This is a genomic window from Ochrobactrum sp. P6BSIII (genome assembly GCF_014138065.1).
Lineage (GTDB): Bacteria > Pseudomonadota > Alphaproteobacteria > Rhizobiales > Rhizobiaceae > Brucella.
In genome coordinates, this window is the sequence record NZ_JACGXB010000001.1 from 369,921 (window position 1) to 390,529 (window position 20,609).

Genomic DNA, 20,609 nt, shown 5'->3' on the forward strand with positions numbered 1-20,609 from the left:
ATGAGCGATAAGGCTGCGGGCGAAGTAAAGAATGGCAACGGCGCGACCGCCGAGCCGTCCCTCAACATTCTGGCGCAATATGTGAAGGATCTGTCCTTTGAAAGCCCGGGCGCGCCGCTGTCGCTGCGTCCGCGTGAAAAGGCGCCTTCGATCAACATCAATGTGAATGTGAACGCCAATCCGCTTTCCGAAACGGATTTCGACGTTGTGCTGACGCTGGAAGCCAAGGCTGTGGACGGCAAGGACGTTCTGTTCAACACGGAACTGGTCTATGGCGGCGTTTTCCGCATTTCGGGCATTCCGCAGGAGCACATGCTGCCGCTGCTGTTCATCGAATGCCCGCGTCTGCTGTTCCCGTTCGCACGCCAGATCATTGCTGACGCAACGCGCAATGGCGGCTATCCGCCGCTGATGATCGACCCGATCGATTTCGCGCAGATGTTCCAGCAGCGTATGGCTGAAGAACAGGCCAAGGCTGCCGTCAAGAGCTAAGCTTTATTGCTTTCCAATACGAAAAGCCCGGCTGTAAGGCCGGGCTTTTTCATTTCGTACTATCAGGTTCTCAGGCCGAGTATTTTTTCCAGATCGCCTTGTCGCCCATGCCGTCCACGAGCGCCGTGTGGGCTGCACGTTCCGTTTCGCTGATGCGGGCTTTAAGCGGGGCAGGGCGCGCCGCCAGCACAATCGCTGCACCACCGTCCGATGCACCACTGCTGTTCGGGCCGCCATCCATGCTTAAACCAAGCGCCGTCTGCTTGCCGCCGATCAGCTCTATATAGACTTCCGCCAGAATTTCGGAGTCAAGCAATGCGCCATGCAGCGTGCGGTGCGAGTTGTCGATGCCGTAGCGCTTGCACAGCGCATCGAGTGAATTCGGACCCATCGGATGTTTGCGGCGCGCCAGCGCCAGCGTATCCACAATGCGTTCTACCGCGATTTCCGGTTTCCCAAGCCGTTCAAGCTCGGCATTCATAAAGCCAAGGTCGAACATGGCGTTGTGGGCGACGAGTTTGGCGCCATCGAAAAATTCGAGAAACTCGTCCAGAATTTCCGCAAAAGTCGGCTTGTCCAACAATTGCTCGTTGCTGATGCCGTGCACCGCCAAGGCCTCAGGATGCACCTGGCGTCCCTGCGGGTTGATGAATTTGTGGAACGTGCGGCCTGTGGGAAACTTGTTGATCAGTTCCACGCCGCCAATTTCGATCACGCGATCCTCCAGTCTTTCCAGACCGGTGGTTTCGGTATCGAAAACGATCTCGCGCATTGAAGAACCTCTCAGAAAATTATCTAAAACCATATAGCACGACCAATACGGCTATTCGGTCGCGACAGCTGGCTTTCCACTCAATTTCTGGATAACCGTCGTTATCTGCTGACGCAAATTGTCAAAACTGCCGCTGGTATCGAGCACGAAATCGGCACGAGCGCGCTTTTCCGCATCCGGTGTCTGCCGAGCGAGAATGGCGTCGAGCTTTTCTGCCGTCATGCCGGGTCGTGCCAGAACGCGCGCGCGCTGAATATCGGCAGGAGCCGATACAACCACAATCCTGTCCACGCGCTTCTCACCGCCGGTTTCAAACAGCAGCGGAATATCGACCAGAGCGATGGCCGCGCCTTGCGCTTCCGCCTCGCGCAGAAACGCTTCTTCTTCCTCACGCACAAGCGGATGCACGATGCTCTCAAGCTTCTTCAGGGCATCCGGCTTGCCGATGACCTCAGCCGAGAGCTTTTCACGGTCCACAGTGCCATTTGCCACTGTTCCGGGAAACGCCGCCTCAATCAGCGGCGCGGCGCGGCCTGAATAGAGCCGATGGACGGCATCGTCGGCGCTGTAAACAGGAACACCCGCCTCGGCGAACATATTGGACGCCGTGGTTTTTCCCATGCCGATGGAGCCTGTCAGTCCGAGAATGATCATAGAGCGCCAGCCTTTGCCATATCCGCTAGAATATGCTCGCGAAGCGCCGCCGTCACCTCTGGCTTTTGGCCAAACCAGCGTTCAAAACCCGGAACCGCCTGATGCAGCAACATACCAAGCCCGTCCACGGTTCTGAGCCCCGCTTCTTCTGCGCCTTTCAGAAAAGGCGTTTTCAGCGGAACATAGACAATATCTGTCGCGATGGCGCCTTTTGAAGCGACACGCAGATCGAGCGGAAAACCGCCATCGTCGTCATGTCCGCTCATTCCGAGCGACGTGGTGTTGATGATCAACCCGGCATCGGCAACGCGATCCTGCGCGCCGTCCCAGCCAGATGCCGAAACGGCAGCACCGAAATGCGTCGCCAGTTCTTCAGCCCGGCTGGCTGTACGATTGACAACTGTTACCTTCGAAAAGCCGCGCGACAAAAGCGCGTGAATGACGGCTCGGCTCGCGCCGCCTGCACCCAGCACAAGCGCCGTATCCGCATTGTCCCAGCCCGGTGCATAATCATCAAGATTGGCTGCGAAACCATAGGCATCCGTATTACCACCGCGAAGCTTGCCGTTTTCAAACCACAGCGTGTTGACTGCGCCGATGGCCGTTGCAGCCGCATCCAGACTGTCGGCTGCCGCGTGGGCAGCTTCCTTATGCGGGATCGTCACATTGCCGCCCGCAAAGCCATTTTCGGCTAATGACGCGGCGAAAGCCGCAAAATCTTCCGGTTTCACTTCAATCGGCTCATAAGAGCCGTCAATGCCAAGCGCGTTCAGCCAGAATCCATGGATCAGTGGCGACCGCGAATGTTTGATCGGAAAGCCGGTGACAAAAGCCTTCGGCCCCGTCACGGATATCGTATCAGCCATCGATGAGATGTTCCTTGCGCAGTTCGGCAAGCAGCGGCAGCAGCGGCAGGCCGACAATCGTGAAATAATCGCCTTCGATCTTCTCGAAAAGCTGGATGCCCGGACCTTCCACCTGATAAGCGCCGACGCTGGAAAGGGCGCTGTCGCCAACCCGGCCGAGATAGCGCCCGACAAAAGCCGGATCAAGCTTGCGCATAGTCATGCGCGCAACCGAAACATGACGCCACAGCGTCTCGCCGTCTTTTACCAGAACCACCGCGCTGTTGAGCTGGTGCGTCTTGCCGGAAAACTGCAAAAGCTGACGCCCCGCTGCTTCCATATTGGCGGGCTTGTGGAAAATCTCGTCACCAAGCGACAAGGTCTGGTCGCAACCGATCACCACAGCACCCGGATTTTTTTCGCTCACATCGAGCGCCTTGGCTTCAGCCAGAACCTGGGCCACTTCTTCCGGCGTTGCGCCCGTTTCATAAAGCGGCGCTTCGACGGCGCGCTCATCGATATCGGCGCTTTCGCCCGAAAACTCGATCCCGGCATTTTTCAACAGCGCCGAGCGGAAAGGGCTCTTGGAAGCAAGAATGAGCCTGGTCGTCATGATTGAAATCCTTCGTTCTTCCCAGTGCGCAAAAGCGCCAATATCGCGGCAGCCGTTTCCTCGATGGAACGGCGCGACACATCGATGATCGGCCAGCCATGTCTGTTGCAGATGTTGCGCGCAAAGGCCAGTTCTTCGGAAATGGACACCCGGTCTGTGTAAAGTCCCGTATCGAACGACGGCACACTGCCGAGCGGTCTGTTCTGACGGATTTGCGAGATTCGCTCCGCAGTCGCAACCAGCCCGACGATCAGCGGACGCTTGGCCGTGAACAGAACTTCTGGAACGGGAATGCCCAAAACGATTGGAACATTGGTCGCCTTCACGCCGCGATTGGCGAGATAAATGCTGGTTGGCGTCTTGGATGTGCGCGAAATGCCGACCAGAATGACGTCCGCCTCCTCGATATCGAGCGGCAATTGTCCGTCATCATGCTCCATCGTGAAATTCAGCGCGTCGATCCGGCGGAAATAATCGGCGTTAAGCACATGCTGCGCGCTGGCGCGGCGATGTGCCGGTGCACCCAGATAGGACTGGAACGTGTTCAGCACCGGTTCCAGCACCGAAACGCTGGGAACGCCCATTTCCGCACAGGCCTCATCGATGATCGCGGCCAGTTTCTGATCGACAATCGTATAGAGAACGATGCCCGGTTCGGCATCGATCCCTTCCAGAACCTTGCGCAGCTGCTTCTCGGTGCGGATCAGTGGATAAATATGCTCGATGGCCCGCGCATTGGCATATTGCGCCGCTGCCGCGCGTCCGGCTGCGAGGAGAGTCTCTCCGGTCGCATCAGAAATCAGATGGAGATGAAAGTAGGAAAGCGTTCTGGTCACAGTTTTGTTGCCCTCCTGTTGACGGCTGTGCGTAAGGCCGAGGCTTCGTCCACAAGCCATGGCAGGCCGTGGAAAAATTGGCAAGTCATCCACAGCGGGCGAACATGTGCGAAGCAGCCATCAACATGTGTGGACAAGACTCGCAATTTCGGAAAACCTCGCAATAATTCCCAGCTTTTCCACAAAAGCACATGAACTGCGTCAATTGGTAACCCTTTATATTAAAAGAGGGAATTGAGTTTTTTGCGTTTTCCGTCAGACTGGCGACGAAAAATTGCACAAGGTAAGTTGGCAATTTCGGAACTGTGGGGAAAACCGGGACAGACCTTAATCCCCGATTCCAACAGACTCTAAGAATCAAAAGATTCCTGAATCATCCTTTCTTTATGAGAACCGGACTGGATAACTTCAGACCAAAACCGGATCAGGCAACCAACAGGGCGGATAAAAATCAGATGAAACGCAAAGTCTTGAGAGTGATCGACGGTGAAGCGGTCTTTCCACCTCCCATCTGGATGATGCGTCAGGCCGGTCGCTACCTTCCGGAATATCGCGAGACACGAAAAAAGGCAGGGAGCTTTCTCGATCTGTGTTATTCGCCCGATCTGGCTGTCGAAGTGACGCTTCAGCCAATCCGCCGTTATGGCTTTGATGCAGCCATTCTCTTTTCCGACATTCTGGTCATCCCTCACGCCCTTGGACGCGACCTTCGCTTTGAGGAAGGCAAGGGACCTTTGATGACCCCCATCGACGCTGACGAGATTTTCTGGCTTGAGACGGAAGGTGTCGCCAAACGGCTGGAGCCGGTCTACGAGACGGTTCGGCTGCTGCGAGAGCAGTTGCCCGATGAAACGACGCTGCTCGGCTTCTGTGGCGCTCCTTGGACCGTTGCGACCTATATGATCGCCGGTCATGGCACACCGGATCAGGCGCCTGCCCGTCTTTTCGCCTATCGTTTCCCGGAAGCCTTCGAAAAGCTTTTGAATGATCTGGCTGATGTGTCAGCCGAATATCTTATCGAACAGCTGGATGCAGGCGCAGACGCCGTACAGATTTTCGATTCGTGGTCGGGTGTTCTGGACGAAGATTGCTTTGAGCGGTTCTGCATCCAGCCAGTGGCGCGGATCGTTCAAAAAGTTCGCGCTGTCTATCCCGAAGCGCGCATCATCGGTTTCCCGAAAGGGGCAGGGATGCTTTATGCGGGCTACCGCGAAAAGACCGGCGTTGATGTGCTCGGCCTCGACTGGTCGGTTCCGCTCAATTTCGCCGCCGCTTTGCAGGAAGACGGCGCCATTCAGGGTAATCTCGATCCGTTACGCGTTGTTGCGGGCGGTTCCGCACTCGATGAAGGCGTGGATGCAATCCTCGAACGTCTGGGGAAAGGCCCGCTGATCTTCAATCTCGGGCATGGAATTACACCTCAAGCGCCGGTCGAGAATGTCCAGCGCATGATTGATCGCATTCGTGGAGAAAAATCGTGAGCCAGCCATCGTCGAAAAGCAGCACCAAGGCTGCCTATATCCGCATGATCGCAGCGCTTGTGATTGTGGTGCTTGGCGTCTGGGCATTGTTTCACGTGAATCCAACCGATGCCTATCTCTGGGTGAAAGCGGTTCACGTGATCGCCGTTATCGCCTGGATGGCTGGCATGCTCTATCTGCCACGGCTTTTCGTCTATCACACAGCGACCAAGCCGGGTTCTGAAGCTTCCGAGACTTTCAAGGTGATGGAAAAGCGACTGCTGCATTTCATCATCAACCCGGCCATGGCTGTAACCTGGATTGCCGGTCTGTGGATGGCGTGGGAAATCTTCCGCTTCCAGGGCGGCTGGCTGCACGCCAAGCTGCTGCTGGTTGTGCTGATGTCCGGCATGCATGGCTATCTTTCGAAAGCGACGCGCCTTTTTGCAGAAGACAAAAACACCAAACCGGCAAAGCATTGGCGAATCGTTAACGAAGTGCCAACCATTCTGATGATCCTGATCGTCATTCTGGTGATCGTAAAACCTTTTTGATTGCATTTTTGAATGAAAAGAAACCCGCTTTGTCGGGTTTCTGCCATTTTCCCGTTGCAGAATTTATCTGCGGTCACTACATGTGACTTGCTCTTCATATCGCAAATCGGTATGAAGAAAGCCTCTTCCCTTCCTGATCGCAGGCCTTCGATGCCGGTCCAGCCCACCAGCTGACCAACTTTCCGAACAACTGCATTTTCTCCTTATATTTCAAAAGAGTTCCTCATCCATGCAGGAAATGAAACTACAAGAACTAAAAAATAAAACACCGGTCGAGCTGCTTGCTTTTGCCGAAACCCTTGAAGTCGAAAATGCGAGCGCAATGCGCAAGCAAGAACTGATGTTCGCGATTCTCAAGAAGTTGGCTTCGCAGGATGTTGAGATCATCGGTGAAGGCGTTGTCGAAGTGCTGCAGGACGGTTTTGGCTTCCTGCGCTCCGCCGATGCCAATTATCTGCCAGGCCCCGACGATATTTATATTTCTCCTTCGCAGCTGCGCCGCTTCTCGCTGAAGACCGGCGATACGGTTGAAGGCCCGATCCGTGGCCCGAAGGAAGGCGAGCGCTATTTTGCGCTTCTCAAGGTCAATTCGATCAATTTCGAAGACCCGGAAAAGATCCGCCACAAGGTTCACTTCGACAATCTGACGCCGCTCTATCCGAATGAGCGCTTCAAGATGGAACTGGAAGTTCCGACCTCCAAGGATCTGTCGCCGCGCGTCATCGATCTGGTTGCACCACTCGGCAAGGGCCAGCGCGGTCTGATCGTCGCTCCGCCGCGTACCGGCAAGACCGTTTTGCTGCAGAACATTGCACACTCGATCACCGCCAATCATCCGGAATGCTATCTGATCGTTCTTCTGATCGACGAACGTCCGGAAGAAGTGACCGACATGCAGCGTTCGGTGAAGGGCGAAGTCATTTCGTCAACCTTCGACGAACCGGCAGCGCGTCACGTGCAGGTTGCCGAAATGGTCATCGAAAAAGCCAAGCGTCTGGTCGAACATGGACGCGACGTTGTGATCCTGCTCGACTCGATCACCCGCCTTGGCCGTGCCTACAACACGGTTGTTCCGTCGTCCGGTAAGGTTTTGACCGGTGGTGTGGACGCCAATGCACTCCAGCGTCCGAAGCGTTTCTTCGGTGCTGCGCGTAACATCGAAGAAGGTGGCTCGCTCACCATCATCGCGACCGCGCTGATCGATACCGGCAGCCGTATGGACGAAGTGATCTTTGAAGAATTCAAGGGTACGGGTAACTCGGAAATCGTTCTCGACCGCAAGGTTGCAGACAAGCGCATCTTCCCGGCCATGGACATTCTCAAGTCCGGCACCCGTAAGGAAGATCTGCTCGTTCCGCGCGCTGATCTCCAGAAGATCTTCGTTCTGCGCCGTATCCTCGCGCCGATGGGCACGACCGATGCGATCGAGTTCCTTATCGACAAGCTCAAGCAGACCAAGAGCAATGGTGAGTTCTTCGATTCGATGAACACCTAAGCTTCTTGCAGCTTTTTGTTTTCGCGCATTATCCTACGCTTCGAAGCGGGATCAGAAATCAGTCCAGTGGACTGATTTCCCCGCGTAGGCGCTTCGCATTTTTGCTGGAAATGCTCTAATCAAAAGCCACACTGGTTTTCCAGCGTGGCTTTTTTTGTCTGTCACGTTCCGCTTGTCAGAAGAATGCGCAATGCATCGCCGCTTTCCACCGGCGGCAGACAGACCTGTCCTTTGCAGAGCCATGCCGATGGATTTTCGGTCCGGGCAGTACCGCCTGTAGGCAGTTCAATCACCGCATCCGGCGTGAAACTGATAATTTTGTCGAGACGACGCGGATCCGGATTTCGATTCGCTATCGAAACAAGCTCGTCTTGATGGGACTGCGCGGCAATGACAAGAGATAGTGGTTCGGCAGCCATGCGTGCTGCATTCAATATGCCGATCTGACCATATTGCTGCGCCAATGCACGCCCAAGCGCTTCCTCGATCAACGTCTCATTGCTTCGATAAAGCGTCATGTCACCGGTTGCGAGGAAAAGCCGCGTCAGCGCTTCGATGATCTGGCTGGTTGCGCTGGGGATAGCCTCGTCATAATCGCCATAGGCGTGAAGAATGACATCGTCGGCATCCAGCGCGGATAGACGGTAATTACCGGAAGCATCCCGGTGGTGGTCATCCAACGCCTGTTTGAGCTTCTGAGCGTCATCAATGTAAGTCCGGTCAGAACTCGCTTCATAGAGCGCCAGTGCGGCATTGATCATGCTGGCATAGTCAGTCGACAGGGCAGGGTAGACCAGTCGATCCTCCATACGGCAATGCGCCATCTTCCCTGCTCGGAATGGCATCATGATCGCCTGATAGGCTTCGACGGCCAATGTCACCCATTCCGGTTTGGCGAGGCTTCGTCCGGCTTCTGCCAGCGCACGGATTGCAAGTGCATTCCAGTCTGTCAGCGCCTTGTCATCGCGTCCTGGGCGAATGCGTGTTTCACGCTGTACGAAGAGCCTTGCCTTGGCGTCCCGTATCGACGGCGGCACCACTGCATCAGAATCCACGTCATGCAACCGGTTCAGAATAGTATGGCCTTCCCAGTTTCCTCCCGAGGAAACGCCATAGAACGTCTTGAAAGCCTGGCTATCCTCTCCCAAAACGCTGTCTATCTCCGTCTCACTCCAGACGTAGAATTTCCCTTCTTCTCCTTCGCTATCGGCATCCAGACTGGATGTGAAACTTCCATCTGGCAGACGCATTTCGCGAACCAACCAATCAATAGTTTCTTCGATTCGTATGCGGAACAAATCATCCTTCGTTTCTGCAAAGGCATAATTGGCATGTCGGATCAGCTGGGCATTGTCATAGAGCATCTTTTCAAAATGCGGAGCGAGCCAGTCGGCGTCCGTGCTGTAGCGGCAAAGACCACCGCCGAGATGATCATAGATGCCGCCTTGCAGCATGGTCTTCAACGAGCGGATAAACTTGTCCCTGTTATCGCTGTCGTGATTATAGAGCCAGGATAACCACAGCGCGTCCATGAATGGAGCATTTGGGAATTTAGGGGCGCCTTCGATACCGCCGCGTACCGGATCAATAAGACCACTGATCCGTTGCGTCACATCATCAAAGCGCGCGATTTCATTCGGAGTGGCGGCATTCTGCGCGGCGAGCCGACCTTCCAGATGATCGAACACAGCCTCTGCATTATGGTTAATTTTTTCTTTATCTCCTTGCCAGAGATTATTCACCGCCTTCAAGACATCGACAAAACCCGGCATGTTGTGGCGTGCGTGGGGCGGAAAGTACGTGCCGCCCCAGAAGGGCTTTCCGTCAGGTCGCAGGAACATGGTCAAGGGCCATCCGCCTTGCTGCCCCATAGCACCGAGAGCGGCCATATAGATCTGATCGATATCCGGTCGTTCCTCGCGATCGACCTTCACATTCACGAACAGGTCGTTCATCACTGCAGCGACATCAGCATCTTCGAACGATTCATGCGCCATGACATGGCACCAGTGACAGGCGGCATAGCCTATCGAAAGCAGGATAGGGCGGTTAAACTCACGTGCTGCGTCGAGGGCTTCTTTTCCCCAAGGCTGCCAATGAACAGGGTTATCCGCATGTTGGCGCAGATAGGCACTGGGTTCCGCAGACAGCCTGTTTCTGCTGATATCCGTCATGAGGCTTCCCTTTCAGCGTTTGAATGAATATGCACTGAGCTTAATTTCAATCCTCTTGGCAAGATTGATATAGGTCAGGAAACGCAATGAACGACACCGCTGTGCATCACGATACGATTTTTGCCCTGTCCAGTGGGCGGCTTCCGTCTGGTGTTGCTGTCGTGCGCGCATCTGGCCCGAAAGTTCGATTCATTATCGAAACGATTCTTGGCTCCGGCATTGAACCTAGATATGCAGCCTATAAGACATTCCGTTCCCGAAATGGAGACGCGATTGATCGTGGATTAGCACTCTTCTTCCCCGGACCGCATAGTTTTACAGGCGAAGACTGTGTCGAATTTCACCTTCATGGTGGTATAGCTGTTGTTGAAAAGCTGTTGCAGGAACTGGGTGAGATAGCTGGTTGCCGTATTGCTGAAGCTGGCGAATTCACACGACGTGCTTTCACCAATGGTAAGATGGATCTGACAATTGCAGAAGGTCTGGCAGATCTCATAGCCGCCGAGACCGAAGGTCAGCGACGTCTTGCCTTGCAAGTGGCTTCCGGTGCGCAACGTCAACTCTATACGGAATGGCGGCAGAGACTTGTTCGCGCGAGGGCGTTCATTGAAGCTGAACTCGATTTTGCCGATGAGAGTGATGTCCCAAGCTCGGTTTCTGATCAGGTATGGCGATCCCTGAAAGAGCTACAAAAGGAAATTGAGCAGCATATTGCCAGCGGTAAGCGCGCAGCCATGCTTCGAGATGGTTTGCATGTGGTGATAGCGGGTGCACCGAATGCGGGCAAATCCAGTTTGTTGAACTTTCTTGCTGGGCGCGAAGTGGCGATCATATCCGATGAAGCTGGAACGACCCGCGATCTTCTGGAAGTCAAACTCGACCTGAACGGCATCCCGGTTTATGTCACCGATACAGCCGGATTGCGTGAGACTGAAAGCGCAGTCGAGAAGATCGGTATTGAAAGAGCCCGCGAAAGGGCATCAGAAGCTGACCTCATTCTTCTATTGGAAGATATGAAAGATCCGATTGATGTGACATTGAACGAAGCTGACGTTGAGATTTGGCGTATTGGCACCAAGGCCGATCTAACGAAGAACCAACACGCGCCCTGGACCGTCCAGATATCGATCAAGAACGGTTCCGGATTGGAAGAGCTTTTAGCCGCACTCGAGTCTTTCGCGGAAGAACGAATTGGCCAGATTAATGATGCCGTTCCGACAAGACAGCGCCATATCAATTTGCTTCGCTCGACACTTACTGAAATTCAGACTGCTGCAGAGCGAGATGATCTTCCGCTGGAATTACGCGCTGAGAATATGCGCCGAGCATCACAGTATTTGGGACGCATCACTGGCGACGTGGACGTCGAGGAAATCCTCGACGTAATCTTCTCTCAATTTTGTATCGGCAAATGAGTGATTCACGTGAAACATCTCGCCACCGGGCAGCGAAATCCCGTTTGAATGTTTCACGTGAAACATCTGTGGAATCTGGCGAGGATAGTTGACTCCAATCATCCTTCATGAGTCAGCGGTCCTGAACGCTTTTAATTGATCGGCTGTTACGCTTTTTATCCTTCCGTTTCAAACGCATTCATGGCAAAAGCTGTCTCCTAATCCAAGGATGCGAGAAATGAGTTCGGCTGAATCTACAGTCTTCGATGTTATTGTTGTCGGTGGCGGTCATGCAGGCTGTGAAGCCGCGTCGGCTGCTGCGCGCGCCGGCGCACGCACTGCATTGGTTACTCATCGCTTCGATACTATCGGCGTCATGTCCTGTAATCCGGCCATTGGCGGTTTGGGGAAGGGCCATCTCGTTCGCGAAATCGATGCGCTGGACGGTTTGATGGGTCGTGTTGCCGATAAGGCAGGTATCCAGTTCCGTCTGTTGAACCGCCGTAAAGGACCAGCCGTTCGCGGCCCGCGCACGCAGGCTGATCGCAAACTGTATCGGCTTGCGATGCAGGAATTGATAGGTGCGCAAGAGAACCTGACCGTCGTCGAGGGTGGTGCGTTCGATATCAAGACCGATGATGGCAATGTCACCGGCGTGGTCCTATCGGACGGTCGGCTGTTGAGCTGCGGCGCTATCGTGCTGACGACAGGTACATTCCTGAACGGTCTCATTCATATTGGTGAGAAGAAGATACCAGCAGGGCGCATGGGCGAGAACCCGGCACTTGGCTTGTCCGATACTTTGAAGACCCTTGGCTTCGCATTGGGACGCCTCAAGACTGGTACGCCTCCACGCCTCGATGGCCGGACCATCGATTGGGGGAACCTCGAAACCCAGTCTGCTGATGAGAACCCTGTACCGTTTTCTTTGATGACGGATCGCATCACGACACCGCAAATTGACTGCGGTATTACGCGAACAACGCCTGAAACACATGCGATCATACGCGCCAACCTGCACCGTTCAGCCATGTATTCTGGCTCGATCGAGGGTATTGGCCCGCGTTATTGCCCGTCAGTTGAAGACAAGATCGTGAAGTTCGGTGATCGTGATGGCCACCAGATATTCCTGGAACCTGAAGGTCTGGATGACCATACGGTTTATCCAAACGGCATTTCGACCTCGTTGCCCGAGGATGTTCAGCTCGAAATTCTCAAGACCATCCCAGGTCTAGAGAAAGCAGTCATGCTGCAGCCGGGCTATGCCATCGAGTATGACTTTATTGATCCGCGCGAATTGAAGCGTAGCCTTGAAACGCGGCGCGTGAGTGGCTTATTCCTGGCTGGTCAGATCAACGGAACCACTGGATATGAAGAAGCAGGCGCTCAGGGTCTTCTTGCTGGCTTGAATGCCGCAAGGCGAGCAGGGGGCGATGAGCCAATCATCATCCAACGAACCGAAGCCTATATTGGTGTTATGGTGGATGATCTGACTTCGCGCGGTGTAAGTGAGCCTTATCGTATGTTCACGTCCCGCGCAGAGTTCCGCCTCTCTTTACGCGCGGATAACGCCGATCAGCGTCTGACACCGTTGGCGGATCGCCTTGGCATACTGGGAAGTGAGCGGAAGCAGCGCTTTGCTGAACGAGAGAATGCATTGTCAGCCGCACGCGAATTAACGCAGTCATTGTCGATTACGCCTAATCTTGCGAGCCGTTATGACCTGCATCTAAACCATGATGGGGTTCGTCGTTCGGCTTATGATCTGTTGTCTTATCCGGATATTGATCTGGCGCGCTTGAATCCGATTTGGCCCGAGCTGGAATCTATTGATCCAATTACCCGCGAAACGCTGGAGATTGAGGCGCAGTATGCGGTCTATATGGAGCGTCAGCGGACTGATATCGCGGTCATGGAGCGCGAAGAGCGCTTGTTGATTCCCGTTGGATTGGACATTGATGCCATTTCCGGCCTGTCCAACGAGCTGAAGCATAAGCTGAAGCAGCGCAAGCCAGAGACCATCGCCGAGGCGCAGCGTGTTGACGGGATGACGCCAGCCGCTTTGGCTTTGCTGATAGCACAGATCAAGAAGCACGGTTCTCGCCGTCAAGCCGCTACTGAATTGGCGGAAGGGAAGGGCGCTGCGTGAGTGCTGGTAAGAGTGCGGATCGCCGTTTCAAAAGTCTTCACCAGATCAATCCGGCTGTTTCACGTGAAACAGTGGATCGTCTGATCGCATTTGAAGAGCTGTTCCAGAAGTGGTCGAAAGCGATCAATCTGGCATCTCCATCGACTTTGGCAGACCTTTGGAGTCGCCATATTCTGGATAGCGCGCAGATTTTTCCGTTGGCTCCACACGCGAAACGCTGGCTGGATATCGGTTCCGGTGGTGGATTTCCGGGCATCGTGACGGCCTGTTACCTGGTGGATAGACCGGGTAGTCGTATTGATCTGGTGGAAAGTGCCGGCAAAAAGGCGGCTTTTCTGCGCACTTCTGCCGGACATTTGAATGTTCCTGCCCATATTCATGCGGCTCGTATCGAGTCCATGTGGGAAAAAATCGAGACTCCGGAGGTTGTTACCGCCCGAGCGCTCGCCTCATTGAATGATCTTTTCGGTTTGACGGAGCCTTGGCTCGTTGATGGCGCTAAAGCGCTTTTCCAAAAAGGTCGGGATTACCAGAGAGAAATCGATGAAAGCCGTGTCGGTTGGGATTTCGATCTGGTAAAACATCAAAGTGCTATCGATCAGACTTCGGTCATCCTCGAAATCAGCAACTTGCGACGCAAAGCAAATTGAATCCGAGAATTTGGCAGATCTGGAAAGCGGCAGGGCGACGGTAATGAACAAAATGTCCAGGATCATAACCATTGCAAATCAGAAGGGCGGCGTCGGCAAAACCACGACGGCGATCAATCTGGCTACAGCATTGGCGGCAATAGGCGAAACAGTTCTCATCGTTGATCTCGATCCGCAGGGAAATGCCAGCACGGGGTTGGGGATCGACCGTCGCAATCGTCCACTGTCATCCTATGACGTGTTGACGCAAGAGGCATCAGTTCCGGAAGCTGCGATGCAGACCGATGTGCCCAATCTCTTTATCGTGCCATCGACGCTTGATCTGTTGGGTATCGAGATGGAAATTGCTCAATCCGCAGACCGTACGCGCCGTTTGCGCGACTCTCTGCGTTTCGATTCAAGCGTTTCTGATCGGTTCTCCTATGTGCTGGTGGATTGCCCGCCATCGTTGAACCTGTTGACGCTGAATGCGATGGCAGCTGCGGACTCCGTGCTCGTGCCGCTGCAGTGCGAATTCTTTGCGCTGGAAGGCCTAAGTCAGCTTCTACAGACGGTCGATCAGGTTCGTTCAACGATCAATGCTGAGCTTTCGATCCAGGGCATCGTGTTGACGATGTTCGATAGCCGCAACAATCTTGCCTCTCAGGTGGTGGACGATGTTCGCGCCTTCATGGGTGAAAAGGTCTATCGCACCGTTATTCCGCGCAATGTGCGGGTATCGGAAGCGCCATCGCATGGCAAGCCAGCCATTCTTTATGATCTGAAATGTGCGGGAAGTCAGGCTTATTTGCAGCTTGCGTCGGAAGTTATTCAGCGCGAGCGGCAATTGAAAGCCGCATAATCTAGACTATCGATTCGACTACGTAACAATTGCAGGAATTTGCCGAACGATGAACGACGATCCTTCAAAAAAGCGCCTTGGCCGTGGACTGGCTGCCCTGATTGGTGAGATCGACCGTCCGGTCGAAGAGCGCAGAGCGCCGGTTCCAATCGAACGCAATGTGCCTATCGAGTTTGTCACGCGCAATCCGCGCAATCCGCGACGCATGTTTGCGGAAGCCGAACTCGAAGATCTGGCGCAGTCGATCAAGGAACATGGCGTCGTCCAGCCAATCGTTGTGCGTCCAGCACCGGGCCAGCCTGATCATTTTGAACTCATCGCTGGTGAACGCCGCTGGCGGGCTTCGCAGCGCGCGGGCGTCGATACGATTCCTGTTATCGTTCGCGATGTGGATGATCGTGTTGCTCTTGAGATCGCGATTATCGAAAACGTTCAGCGCGCAGACCTGAACGCAGTCGAAGAAGCTTTGGGATATCAACAGCTTATCGATAATCATGAGTATACACAGAACGATCTGGCGCAGGTAATCGGCAAGAGCCGCAGCCATGTCGCCAATACGCTGCGCCTTCTCAAGCTGCCGCAGCCGGTACAGGATTTCATTGTCGACGGCGCTTTGTCCGCAGGCCATGCGCGCAGCCTGATCACGATGGAAAATCCGACGGGATTGGCAGAGCGCATTGTCAAGGAAGGCCTGTCGGTTCGTCAGGTGGAAGCGCTGGCTCAGGCCGAGGCACGCGGCGGTGCCGAACCGAAGCCGGGTAAGACTGCGCCGGTTGAAAAAGATGCCGACACCAAGGCGCTTGAAAAGCTGCTCTCCGATGTGACCGGCATGAAGGTCGAGATCAACCATCGGGATCGCGGCGGCGAAGTGAAGATCCGCTATAGCTCGCTGGAACAGCTGGACGAAATCTGCCGTCGCCTTCAAAGCTGATGTGTTTCTCATAAAGAAAACAAAAACCCCGGTATCGCAGTACCGGGGTTTTTGTTTGTGGCAATGTTTCACGTTTTGCAGTCGCGAAGGCAGTCAGCGCCGCGCATTGCGCATGGCTTCCACACCGATGGCCATCAGGCATTGCCGAATGATCGGAATGGCAAGCGCGGAATTCTGGCGGCTTTCCAGGACGGCGCGCTGGAGACGCTCCAGGACGCGTGAAAGGCTTTCACCGCCCCATCGTCCGATGGCCGTTTCTATGAGCCTTTTGCGATTGAAAAAGATGGGTGGCCTTGCACTGGCCACCACGACCGAGGCGCTCTTGCGTTCAGTATCCATGATATAGCGCAGAGCCTGTATCTGCTGGAACTGTCGCATGGCCGTGTTCAGCACCAGAAACGGCGCTGTGCCAGACTTCACGACGCGGTCAAACGTGATTTCAAAACGCTGCAAATCACCGGCAATAACCGCATCCACGACCTCATCGGTCGACAGGCCTGCAACGTCGCCGACAGCTTCGCGCACATCGTCAATGTCGATACGTTCCTTGCCGCGTGCATAGAGGCAGAGTTTTTCCAGCTCGCCACGCGTGGCAAGACGGTCGCCGCCAAGGCTGGCGCGAAGGAGCTGACGTCCATCAAGGGTGATTTGCAGCTTCCACTCCGCAAGCACATCATCGATCACGCCGTCAACGCCGCGTGCGTCGTCCGTATAGCAGGGAAGCGCCATGCCCGCCGAGGCGTTCTCGATAGCGCTGCGCAACCCAACACCCTTTTTCAGGTCGCCAGCTTCGACGAGAATGAAGGTTTCATGCGGCGGTTCGGTGGCCAGAAGCTTGATCGCTTCGGCCAGTTTCTTCTGTCCAGCCGCGTTCTTGATCCAGATCAGGCGGGTGCCGCCAAACATGGAAATGGTGCGCGCTTCGTCCGCCAGTTTAGAAGGATCGGCATCGATCTCGTCGGCTTCCATACGGATGACAGCAAAAGGATCGTCGAGCGGTAACTTTGTCGCTTCGGCATAACGGCGTGCACGCTCGCTCACCAGGCCCTTGTCCGGACCATAGAGAAGCACGACCGGAAACGAGCTGCTCGGTCTGCTCAGGAAACCATCGACTTCATTTGCTTTTTTCTGCGCCATGAATCGTTCTTAGAGCATTTGGGCGGGGAGTGGGAAACGCATTTTGTGTTTGCACGGTTTCGGATGCTGAATTTTGTAATGCGAGTGCTTATGGAACCGCAGGCTGGTTGGTTTGTATCGAGAGTTTCTTGGAAACAGCCGCCTGTCTTTCATGGACAGGCGGCTGCTCGTGGAGGCCAATTCCTCACTGTTCAGGCATTAATGCGGAATAGCGGTGTAATGGTTTTCATCGTAAGGCCGAACCAGGAAGGAATTGACGACATCATTGAATGCAATCCAATGCGGCGTCTTTTGATGGAGTGAGAGAGATTCCCTATCTGTCCAATTTTCGATCAATGCATAAATATTGCTGTCATCATCGCTCTTCCAAAGCTGATAATAATCGCATCCCGTTTCCTTGTTCGACTCCGAAACCATGTTATTCAAGACCGAAAGAAATTCTTTCTTACTTTCTTCGCGAACATGGAAGAATACATTAAGCGTAATCATCTTCTTACCTGATTTTCCAACTGGATTAGTTTTAAAGTTTCAAGTGTAATGACGAAAGAACATTTGATATATTCATTCCTCATCTGCGCGAATATATGGATCAATTTGAAATTCTGTAAAAGTGAATTATAAAGAACGTATTCGTTCACTTTTTGAGAAGCCACTATGAATTTACGGCGCGTGGAAGCCTTTTGTCGTGTTGTCGAGCTGGGCACTGTCGTGGCTGCGGCTGATGCAATGTTTTGTGTTCCATCGAACATCAGCAAGATGCTGAAGGATCTGGAAGCACTATTGAGCGATGCATTATTTGTGCGAGACAAGGGCAATCTGATCATAACGCCCTTTGGCCGGCGATATTACGATGAGGTTCATCCGATCCTTGAGAATGCCCACCGGGTGGAAAGGACGTTCAGAACTTCCGCACAGCAGCATAGTCTGAGCATTGGCGCCATTGATGTGGTCATAGACCATCATCTGCCTTTGTTCATTCCGCACTATATGCAGAAGCAGCCCTATGCCCGGCTAAAGGTTTTCCGGGGCCATTCCAGAGTTCTGGAGGAGGGACTCTACAACCACGAATATGACGCGATTTTTTCCGATGGTCCGGTGGTTACGCCGGAGTTGAACAGCCGTTTGATTTTTAAGGAGCGGCTGGTTCCCATGCGCAATGAAACTTCGCCGACAGACGGGCCCGTGCCGGTCTATAGCCACGGCAACAGCTGCCTCTACCGGGATTTTGTGGATGACTGGGTACGATCGCAGTCGATTGGCGCCTATAGTGTGGTTGAAACGGAATCCTACGCCTTGATGGCCGCTCTTGTGAGGAACAGCGGCGGGGTCGGCTTTATCCCGCAGACGATCGCATCAGCCCTCGGTGTGGATGACATCTGCAGCGCTGAAGACAATATTCCCTGCGATATCTATGTTGTCTGGAGGCGATCTGGTCTGGAGGCTCCGGTGGCCACCATGCTTGATGCCGTAGAGGCATTTTCTTCAAGCATGGGGCTTTTGTAAAACCGCTTTAGATGACGTGTCACTCGATCAGCAGAGCGTCGTCATCCAGCGTCTGACCGCGAACCTTGCGGAACATATCGATCAAGTCTTCGACGCCCAAGGTCTTGCGCTTGTCACCGGTAACATCGAGCAGAATCTTGCCGCCGTGCAGCATGATCGTGCGGTCGCCATAATCGAGCGCCTGACGCATGGAATGGGTCACCATCAGCGCTGTAAGCTTGTTTTCGGTGATGAGCGTGCGGGTCAGTTCCATGACGAATTCCGCCATGCCCGGATCAAGTGCTGCGGTATGTTCGTCGAGAAGCAGAACTTCAGAACCGGCAAGCGTTGCCATGATGAGCGAAAGCGCCTGACGCTGGCCGCCGGAAAGCAGTTCCATGCGGTCCTGCATGCGGTTTTCAAGGCCGAGATTGAGGCTTGCCACGCGCTCGCGAAACCATTCGCGACGGCTGGAATTCAGCGCATGAGTAAAGCCGCGCTTCTTGCCGCGGGAGGCGGCAAGCGCAAGGTTTTCTTCGATGGTCAGCGTGCCGCAGCTGCCGGCCAGTGGGTCCTGGAACACGCGTGCAACGAGACCGGCGCGGTCGGCGGTGGATTTGCGGGTTACGTCCTTGCCGCTGATCACGACCTTACCGCCGGTCGGGATGACGTCGCCTGCAAGCACACCGAGCAAGGTGGATTTGCCAGCGCCATTCGAGCCGATGACGGTTACGAAGGAACCGCGATCCATGGTCAGGTTGATCTTGTTCAGAACCTGCTTTTCCAGTGGAGTGCCGCGACCGAAGACGACATCGAGATTGGAAACTTCGATCATGCGGATGCTCCCCCGCGGCGCAGGCGCGGCAATATCAGGGCGAATGTGACGAGAAGCGCTGTGGCGATGTTCAGGTCGGAAGCCTGCAGGCCGAACGTGTCGCCATTGGAAAGCGCGAGCTGGATAGCGATGCGGTAGATGACCGAGCCGAGCACGCAACCGATCAGGATCACCAGCAGGTTACGGGTGCGCAGGATGGTTTCACCGATGATGACAGCGGCGAGGCCGACAACGATGGTGCCAACGCCCGAGGTAACATCGGCAAAGCCGTTTGTCTGGGCGAACAGCGAGCCGCCAAGCGCGACAAGCGCGTTGGACAGCGCCATGCCGATATAGATCTGGCGGTCAGTCTGTACGCCCTGTGCACGCGCCATTTTGGGGTTGGCGCCGGTCGCACGCATGGCAAGGCCCATGTCGCTTTCCAGAAAGCGCCAGACGATGAAGACAGCGATGACGACAAGTACAAACAGGAAGGCCGGACGCACATAATATTCCGGAATACCGTGGCCGAAGAAGGGGCTCAGCATCGTGTCCTGATTGATGAGTGCGATGTTTGGGCGACCCATCACGCGGAGGTTCACCGAAAAAAGTGCGATCATCGTCAGAATGGAAGCAAGCAGGTTGAGGATCTTGAAGCGCACATTGAGCGTTGCGGTCACAAGACCCGCTACAGCGCCTGCAACCATGGCAATTGCCGCGGCTAGCCATGCATTGAGGCCAGCGAGGATCAGAACGCCGGTAACCGCTGCACCGAGCGGAAACGAACCGTCCACCGTCAGGTCGGGAAAGTCGAGGACGCGAAACGCCAGATAGACGCCGATGGCGACAAACGCGAAAACGAGGCCTAATTCGACCGCACCCCAGAAGGCGATCTGACTCACAACGACATTCCTTGTACTTTGCCGCAATCGACAAGGATGAAGCCGGTTCTCCGGCATAAGATCATCCGCAAGCCTGCGGACATCAAGGCGCTGCGCCGTCAATTGTCCAAAAGGCTTTCACCAATCGCGACCGGTTTTGGTTTGAGTTTATCCGGCAGGCGAGGCCCGTTCGGATTGTTTCCCGGCTAGATCATTTGTTCCCATTATTGTTCCAGTCGGATTACAACTCTCACAATCATGAGCGCAAGTCCTAACCGCGCCAAACGCCCGCAAATGCTGCTTTATATGGAGCTTACGCAACATTCGTGCGGTATTGCTACAGGTCAGATGTCTTTTCGAACCTGACCCCGCTTCAGGGCTTCGTCTTGTGTTCAAAGAAAAAGGGCGGGAAGTTTCCACTCCCGCCCCTGATTT

Annotated in this window: 20 protein-coding genes; 10 read left to right on the forward strand and 10 right to left on the reverse strand. The window is 54.5% G+C overall.

Annotated features, from left to right (window positions below):
* The gene (gene secB, locus FHW00_RS01670) at nucleotides 1-492 is read left to right on the forward strand and encodes a protein-export chaperone SecB (protein WP_078337629.1); all 492 of its coding nucleotides are present in this window, start codon (nucleotides 1-3) and stop codon (nucleotides 490-492) included.
* Nucleotides 493-562: 70 nt separating this feature from the next.
* On the opposite strand, the gene dnaQ is transcribed toward secB, so the two are convergent.
* From dnaQ to FHW00_RS01695, 5 genes are read right to left on the reverse strand one after another with little or no spacing between them, the layout of a single operon-like run.
* Nucleotides 563-1,264, reverse strand: coding sequence for a DNA polymerase III subunit epsilon (dnaQ, locus tag FHW00_RS01675; RefSeq protein ID WP_078337628.1), 702 nt, complete (start codon nucleotides 1,262-1,264; stop codon nucleotides 563-565).
* A gap of 51 nt (nucleotides 1,265-1,315) precedes the next feature.
* Nucleotides 1,316-1,918: a dephospho-CoA kinase gene (coaE, locus tag FHW00_RS01680; RefSeq protein WP_078337627.1), complete on the reverse strand. Its 603-nt coding sequence runs from the start codon at nucleotides 1,916-1,918 to the stop codon at nucleotides 1,316-1,318.
* Nucleotides 1,915-2,784 (reverse strand): shikimate dehydrogenase, encoded by an 870-nt coding sequence (locus FHW00_RS01685; protein WP_078337626.1) that lies wholly within the window; start codon nucleotides 2,782-2,784, stop codon nucleotides 1,915-1,917. Before FHW00_RS01685 ends, coaE begins: the two co-directional genes overlap by 4 nt.
* A complete protein-coding gene (locus tag FHW00_RS01690) occupies nucleotides 2,777-3,376 on the reverse strand; it encodes a Maf-like protein (RefSeq protein ID WP_078337625.1) in 600 nt (199 codons plus the stop codon). Before FHW00_RS01690 ends, FHW00_RS01685 begins: the two co-directional genes overlap by 8 nt.
* Nucleotides 3,373-4,212, reverse strand: coding sequence for a pyruvate, water dikinase regulatory protein (locus FHW00_RS01695; RefSeq protein ID WP_078337624.1), 840 nt, complete (start codon nucleotides 4,210-4,212; stop codon nucleotides 3,373-3,375). Before FHW00_RS01695 ends, FHW00_RS01690 begins: the two co-directional genes overlap by 4 nt.
* 455 nt (nucleotides 4,213-4,667) lie before the next feature.
* On the opposite strand from FHW00_RS01695, the gene hemE reads away from it, so the two are divergent.
* The 3 genes from hemE (at nucleotide 4,668) to rho (ending at nucleotide 7,721) form a co-directional block, all read left to right on the forward strand.
* Complete coding sequence (hemE, locus tag FHW00_RS01700) at nucleotides 4,668-5,693, forward strand: uroporphyrinogen decarboxylase (RefSeq protein WP_078337623.1); 1,026 nt, start codon at nucleotides 4,668-4,670, stop codon at nucleotides 5,691-5,693.
* Between the two features lie 44 nt (nucleotides 5,694-5,737).
* Nucleotides 5,738-6,226: a protoporphyrinogen oxidase HemJ gene (gene hemJ / locus FHW00_RS01705; RefSeq protein WP_113533800.1), complete on the forward strand. Its 489-nt coding sequence runs from the start codon at nucleotides 5,738-5,740 to the stop codon at nucleotides 6,224-6,226.
* Between the two features lie 229 nt (nucleotides 6,227-6,455).
* The gene (gene rho, locus FHW00_RS01710; protein WP_109370019.1) at nucleotides 6,456-7,721 is read left to right on the forward strand and encodes a transcription termination factor Rho; all 1,266 of its coding nucleotides are present in this window, start codon (nucleotides 6,456-6,458) and stop codon (nucleotides 7,719-7,721) included.
* Nucleotides 7,722-7,882: 161 nt separating this feature from the next.
* Here rho and FHW00_RS01715 read toward each other — a convergent pair whose 3' ends face one another.
* Complete coding sequence (locus FHW00_RS01715; RefSeq protein WP_078337621.1) at nucleotides 7,883-9,895, reverse strand: thioredoxin domain-containing protein; 2,013 nt, start codon at nucleotides 9,893-9,895, stop codon at nucleotides 7,883-7,885.
* An 86-nt stretch (nucleotides 9,896-9,981) separates the two neighbouring features.
* Here FHW00_RS01715 and mnmE point away from each other — a divergent pair, with 86 nt between their 5' ends.
* The 5 genes from mnmE to FHW00_RS01740 all read left to right on the forward strand — a co-directional run bounded on the left by mnmE (nucleotide 9,982) and on the right by FHW00_RS01740 (nucleotide 15,860).
* Nucleotides 9,982-11,310 (forward strand): tRNA uridine-5-carboxymethylaminomethyl(34) synthesis GTPase MnmE, encoded by a 1,329-nt coding sequence (gene mnmE, locus FHW00_RS01720; RefSeq protein ID WP_078337620.1) that lies wholly within the window; start codon nucleotides 9,982-9,984, stop codon nucleotides 11,308-11,310.
* A gap of 217 nt (nucleotides 11,311-11,527) precedes the next feature.
* A complete protein-coding gene (gene mnmG, locus FHW00_RS01725; RefSeq protein WP_078337619.1) occupies nucleotides 11,528-13,438 on the forward strand; it encodes a tRNA uridine-5-carboxymethylaminomethyl(34) synthesis enzyme MnmG in 1,911 nt (636 codons plus the stop codon).
* On the forward strand, nucleotides 13,435-14,088 hold the full coding sequence (gene rsmG / locus FHW00_RS01730; RefSeq protein WP_078337618.1) for a 16S rRNA (guanine(527)-N(7))-methyltransferase RsmG: 654 nt from the start codon (nucleotides 13,435-13,437) through the stop codon (nucleotides 14,086-14,088). Before mnmG ends, rsmG begins: the two co-directional genes overlap by 4 nt.
* A 43-nt stretch (nucleotides 14,089-14,131) precedes the next feature.
* Nucleotides 14,132-14,929: a ParA family protein gene (locus tag FHW00_RS01735; protein WP_078337617.1), complete on the forward strand. Its 798-nt coding sequence runs from the start codon at nucleotides 14,132-14,134 to the stop codon at nucleotides 14,927-14,929.
* 49 nt (nucleotides 14,930-14,978) lie between these two features.
* Entirely contained in the window at nucleotides 14,979-15,860 is an 882-nt protein-coding gene (locus tag FHW00_RS01740) for a ParB/RepB/Spo0J family partition protein (RefSeq protein ID WP_078337616.1), read from the forward strand.
* A 93-nt stretch (nucleotides 15,861-15,953) separates the two neighbouring features.
* On the opposite strand, the gene holA is transcribed toward FHW00_RS01740, so the two are convergent.
* Entirely contained in the window at nucleotides 15,954-16,997 is a 1,044-nt protein-coding gene (gene holA / locus FHW00_RS01745) for a DNA polymerase III subunit delta (protein WP_078337615.1), read from the reverse strand.
* A gap of 198 nt (nucleotides 16,998-17,195) precedes the next feature.
* Entirely contained in the window at nucleotides 17,196-17,486 is a 291-nt protein-coding gene (locus tag FHW00_RS01750; RefSeq protein WP_078337614.1) for a putative quinol monooxygenase, read from the reverse strand.
* A 165-nt stretch (nucleotides 17,487-17,651) separates the two neighbouring features.
* Here FHW00_RS01750 and FHW00_RS01755 point away from each other — a divergent pair, with 165 nt between their 5' ends.
* Complete coding sequence (locus FHW00_RS01755) at nucleotides 17,652-18,500, forward strand: LysR family transcriptional regulator (RefSeq protein ID WP_078337613.1); 849 nt, start codon at nucleotides 17,652-17,654, stop codon at nucleotides 18,498-18,500.
* A gap of 19 nt (nucleotides 18,501-18,519) precedes the next feature.
* On the opposite strand, the gene FHW00_RS01760 is transcribed toward FHW00_RS01755, so the two are convergent.
* The gene (locus tag FHW00_RS01760; RefSeq protein WP_078337612.1) at nucleotides 18,520-19,314 is read right to left on the reverse strand and encodes an ABC transporter ATP-binding protein; all 795 of its coding nucleotides are present in this window, start codon (nucleotides 19,312-19,314) and stop codon (nucleotides 18,520-18,522) included.
* Nucleotides 19,311-20,195, reverse strand: a complete 885-nt coding sequence (locus FHW00_RS01765) for an ABC transporter permease (protein WP_078337611.1) — start codon at nucleotides 20,193-20,195, stop codon at nucleotides 19,311-19,313. Before FHW00_RS01765 ends, FHW00_RS01760 begins: the two co-directional genes overlap by 4 nt.
* Nucleotides 20,196-20,609: the final 414 nt, after the last annotated feature.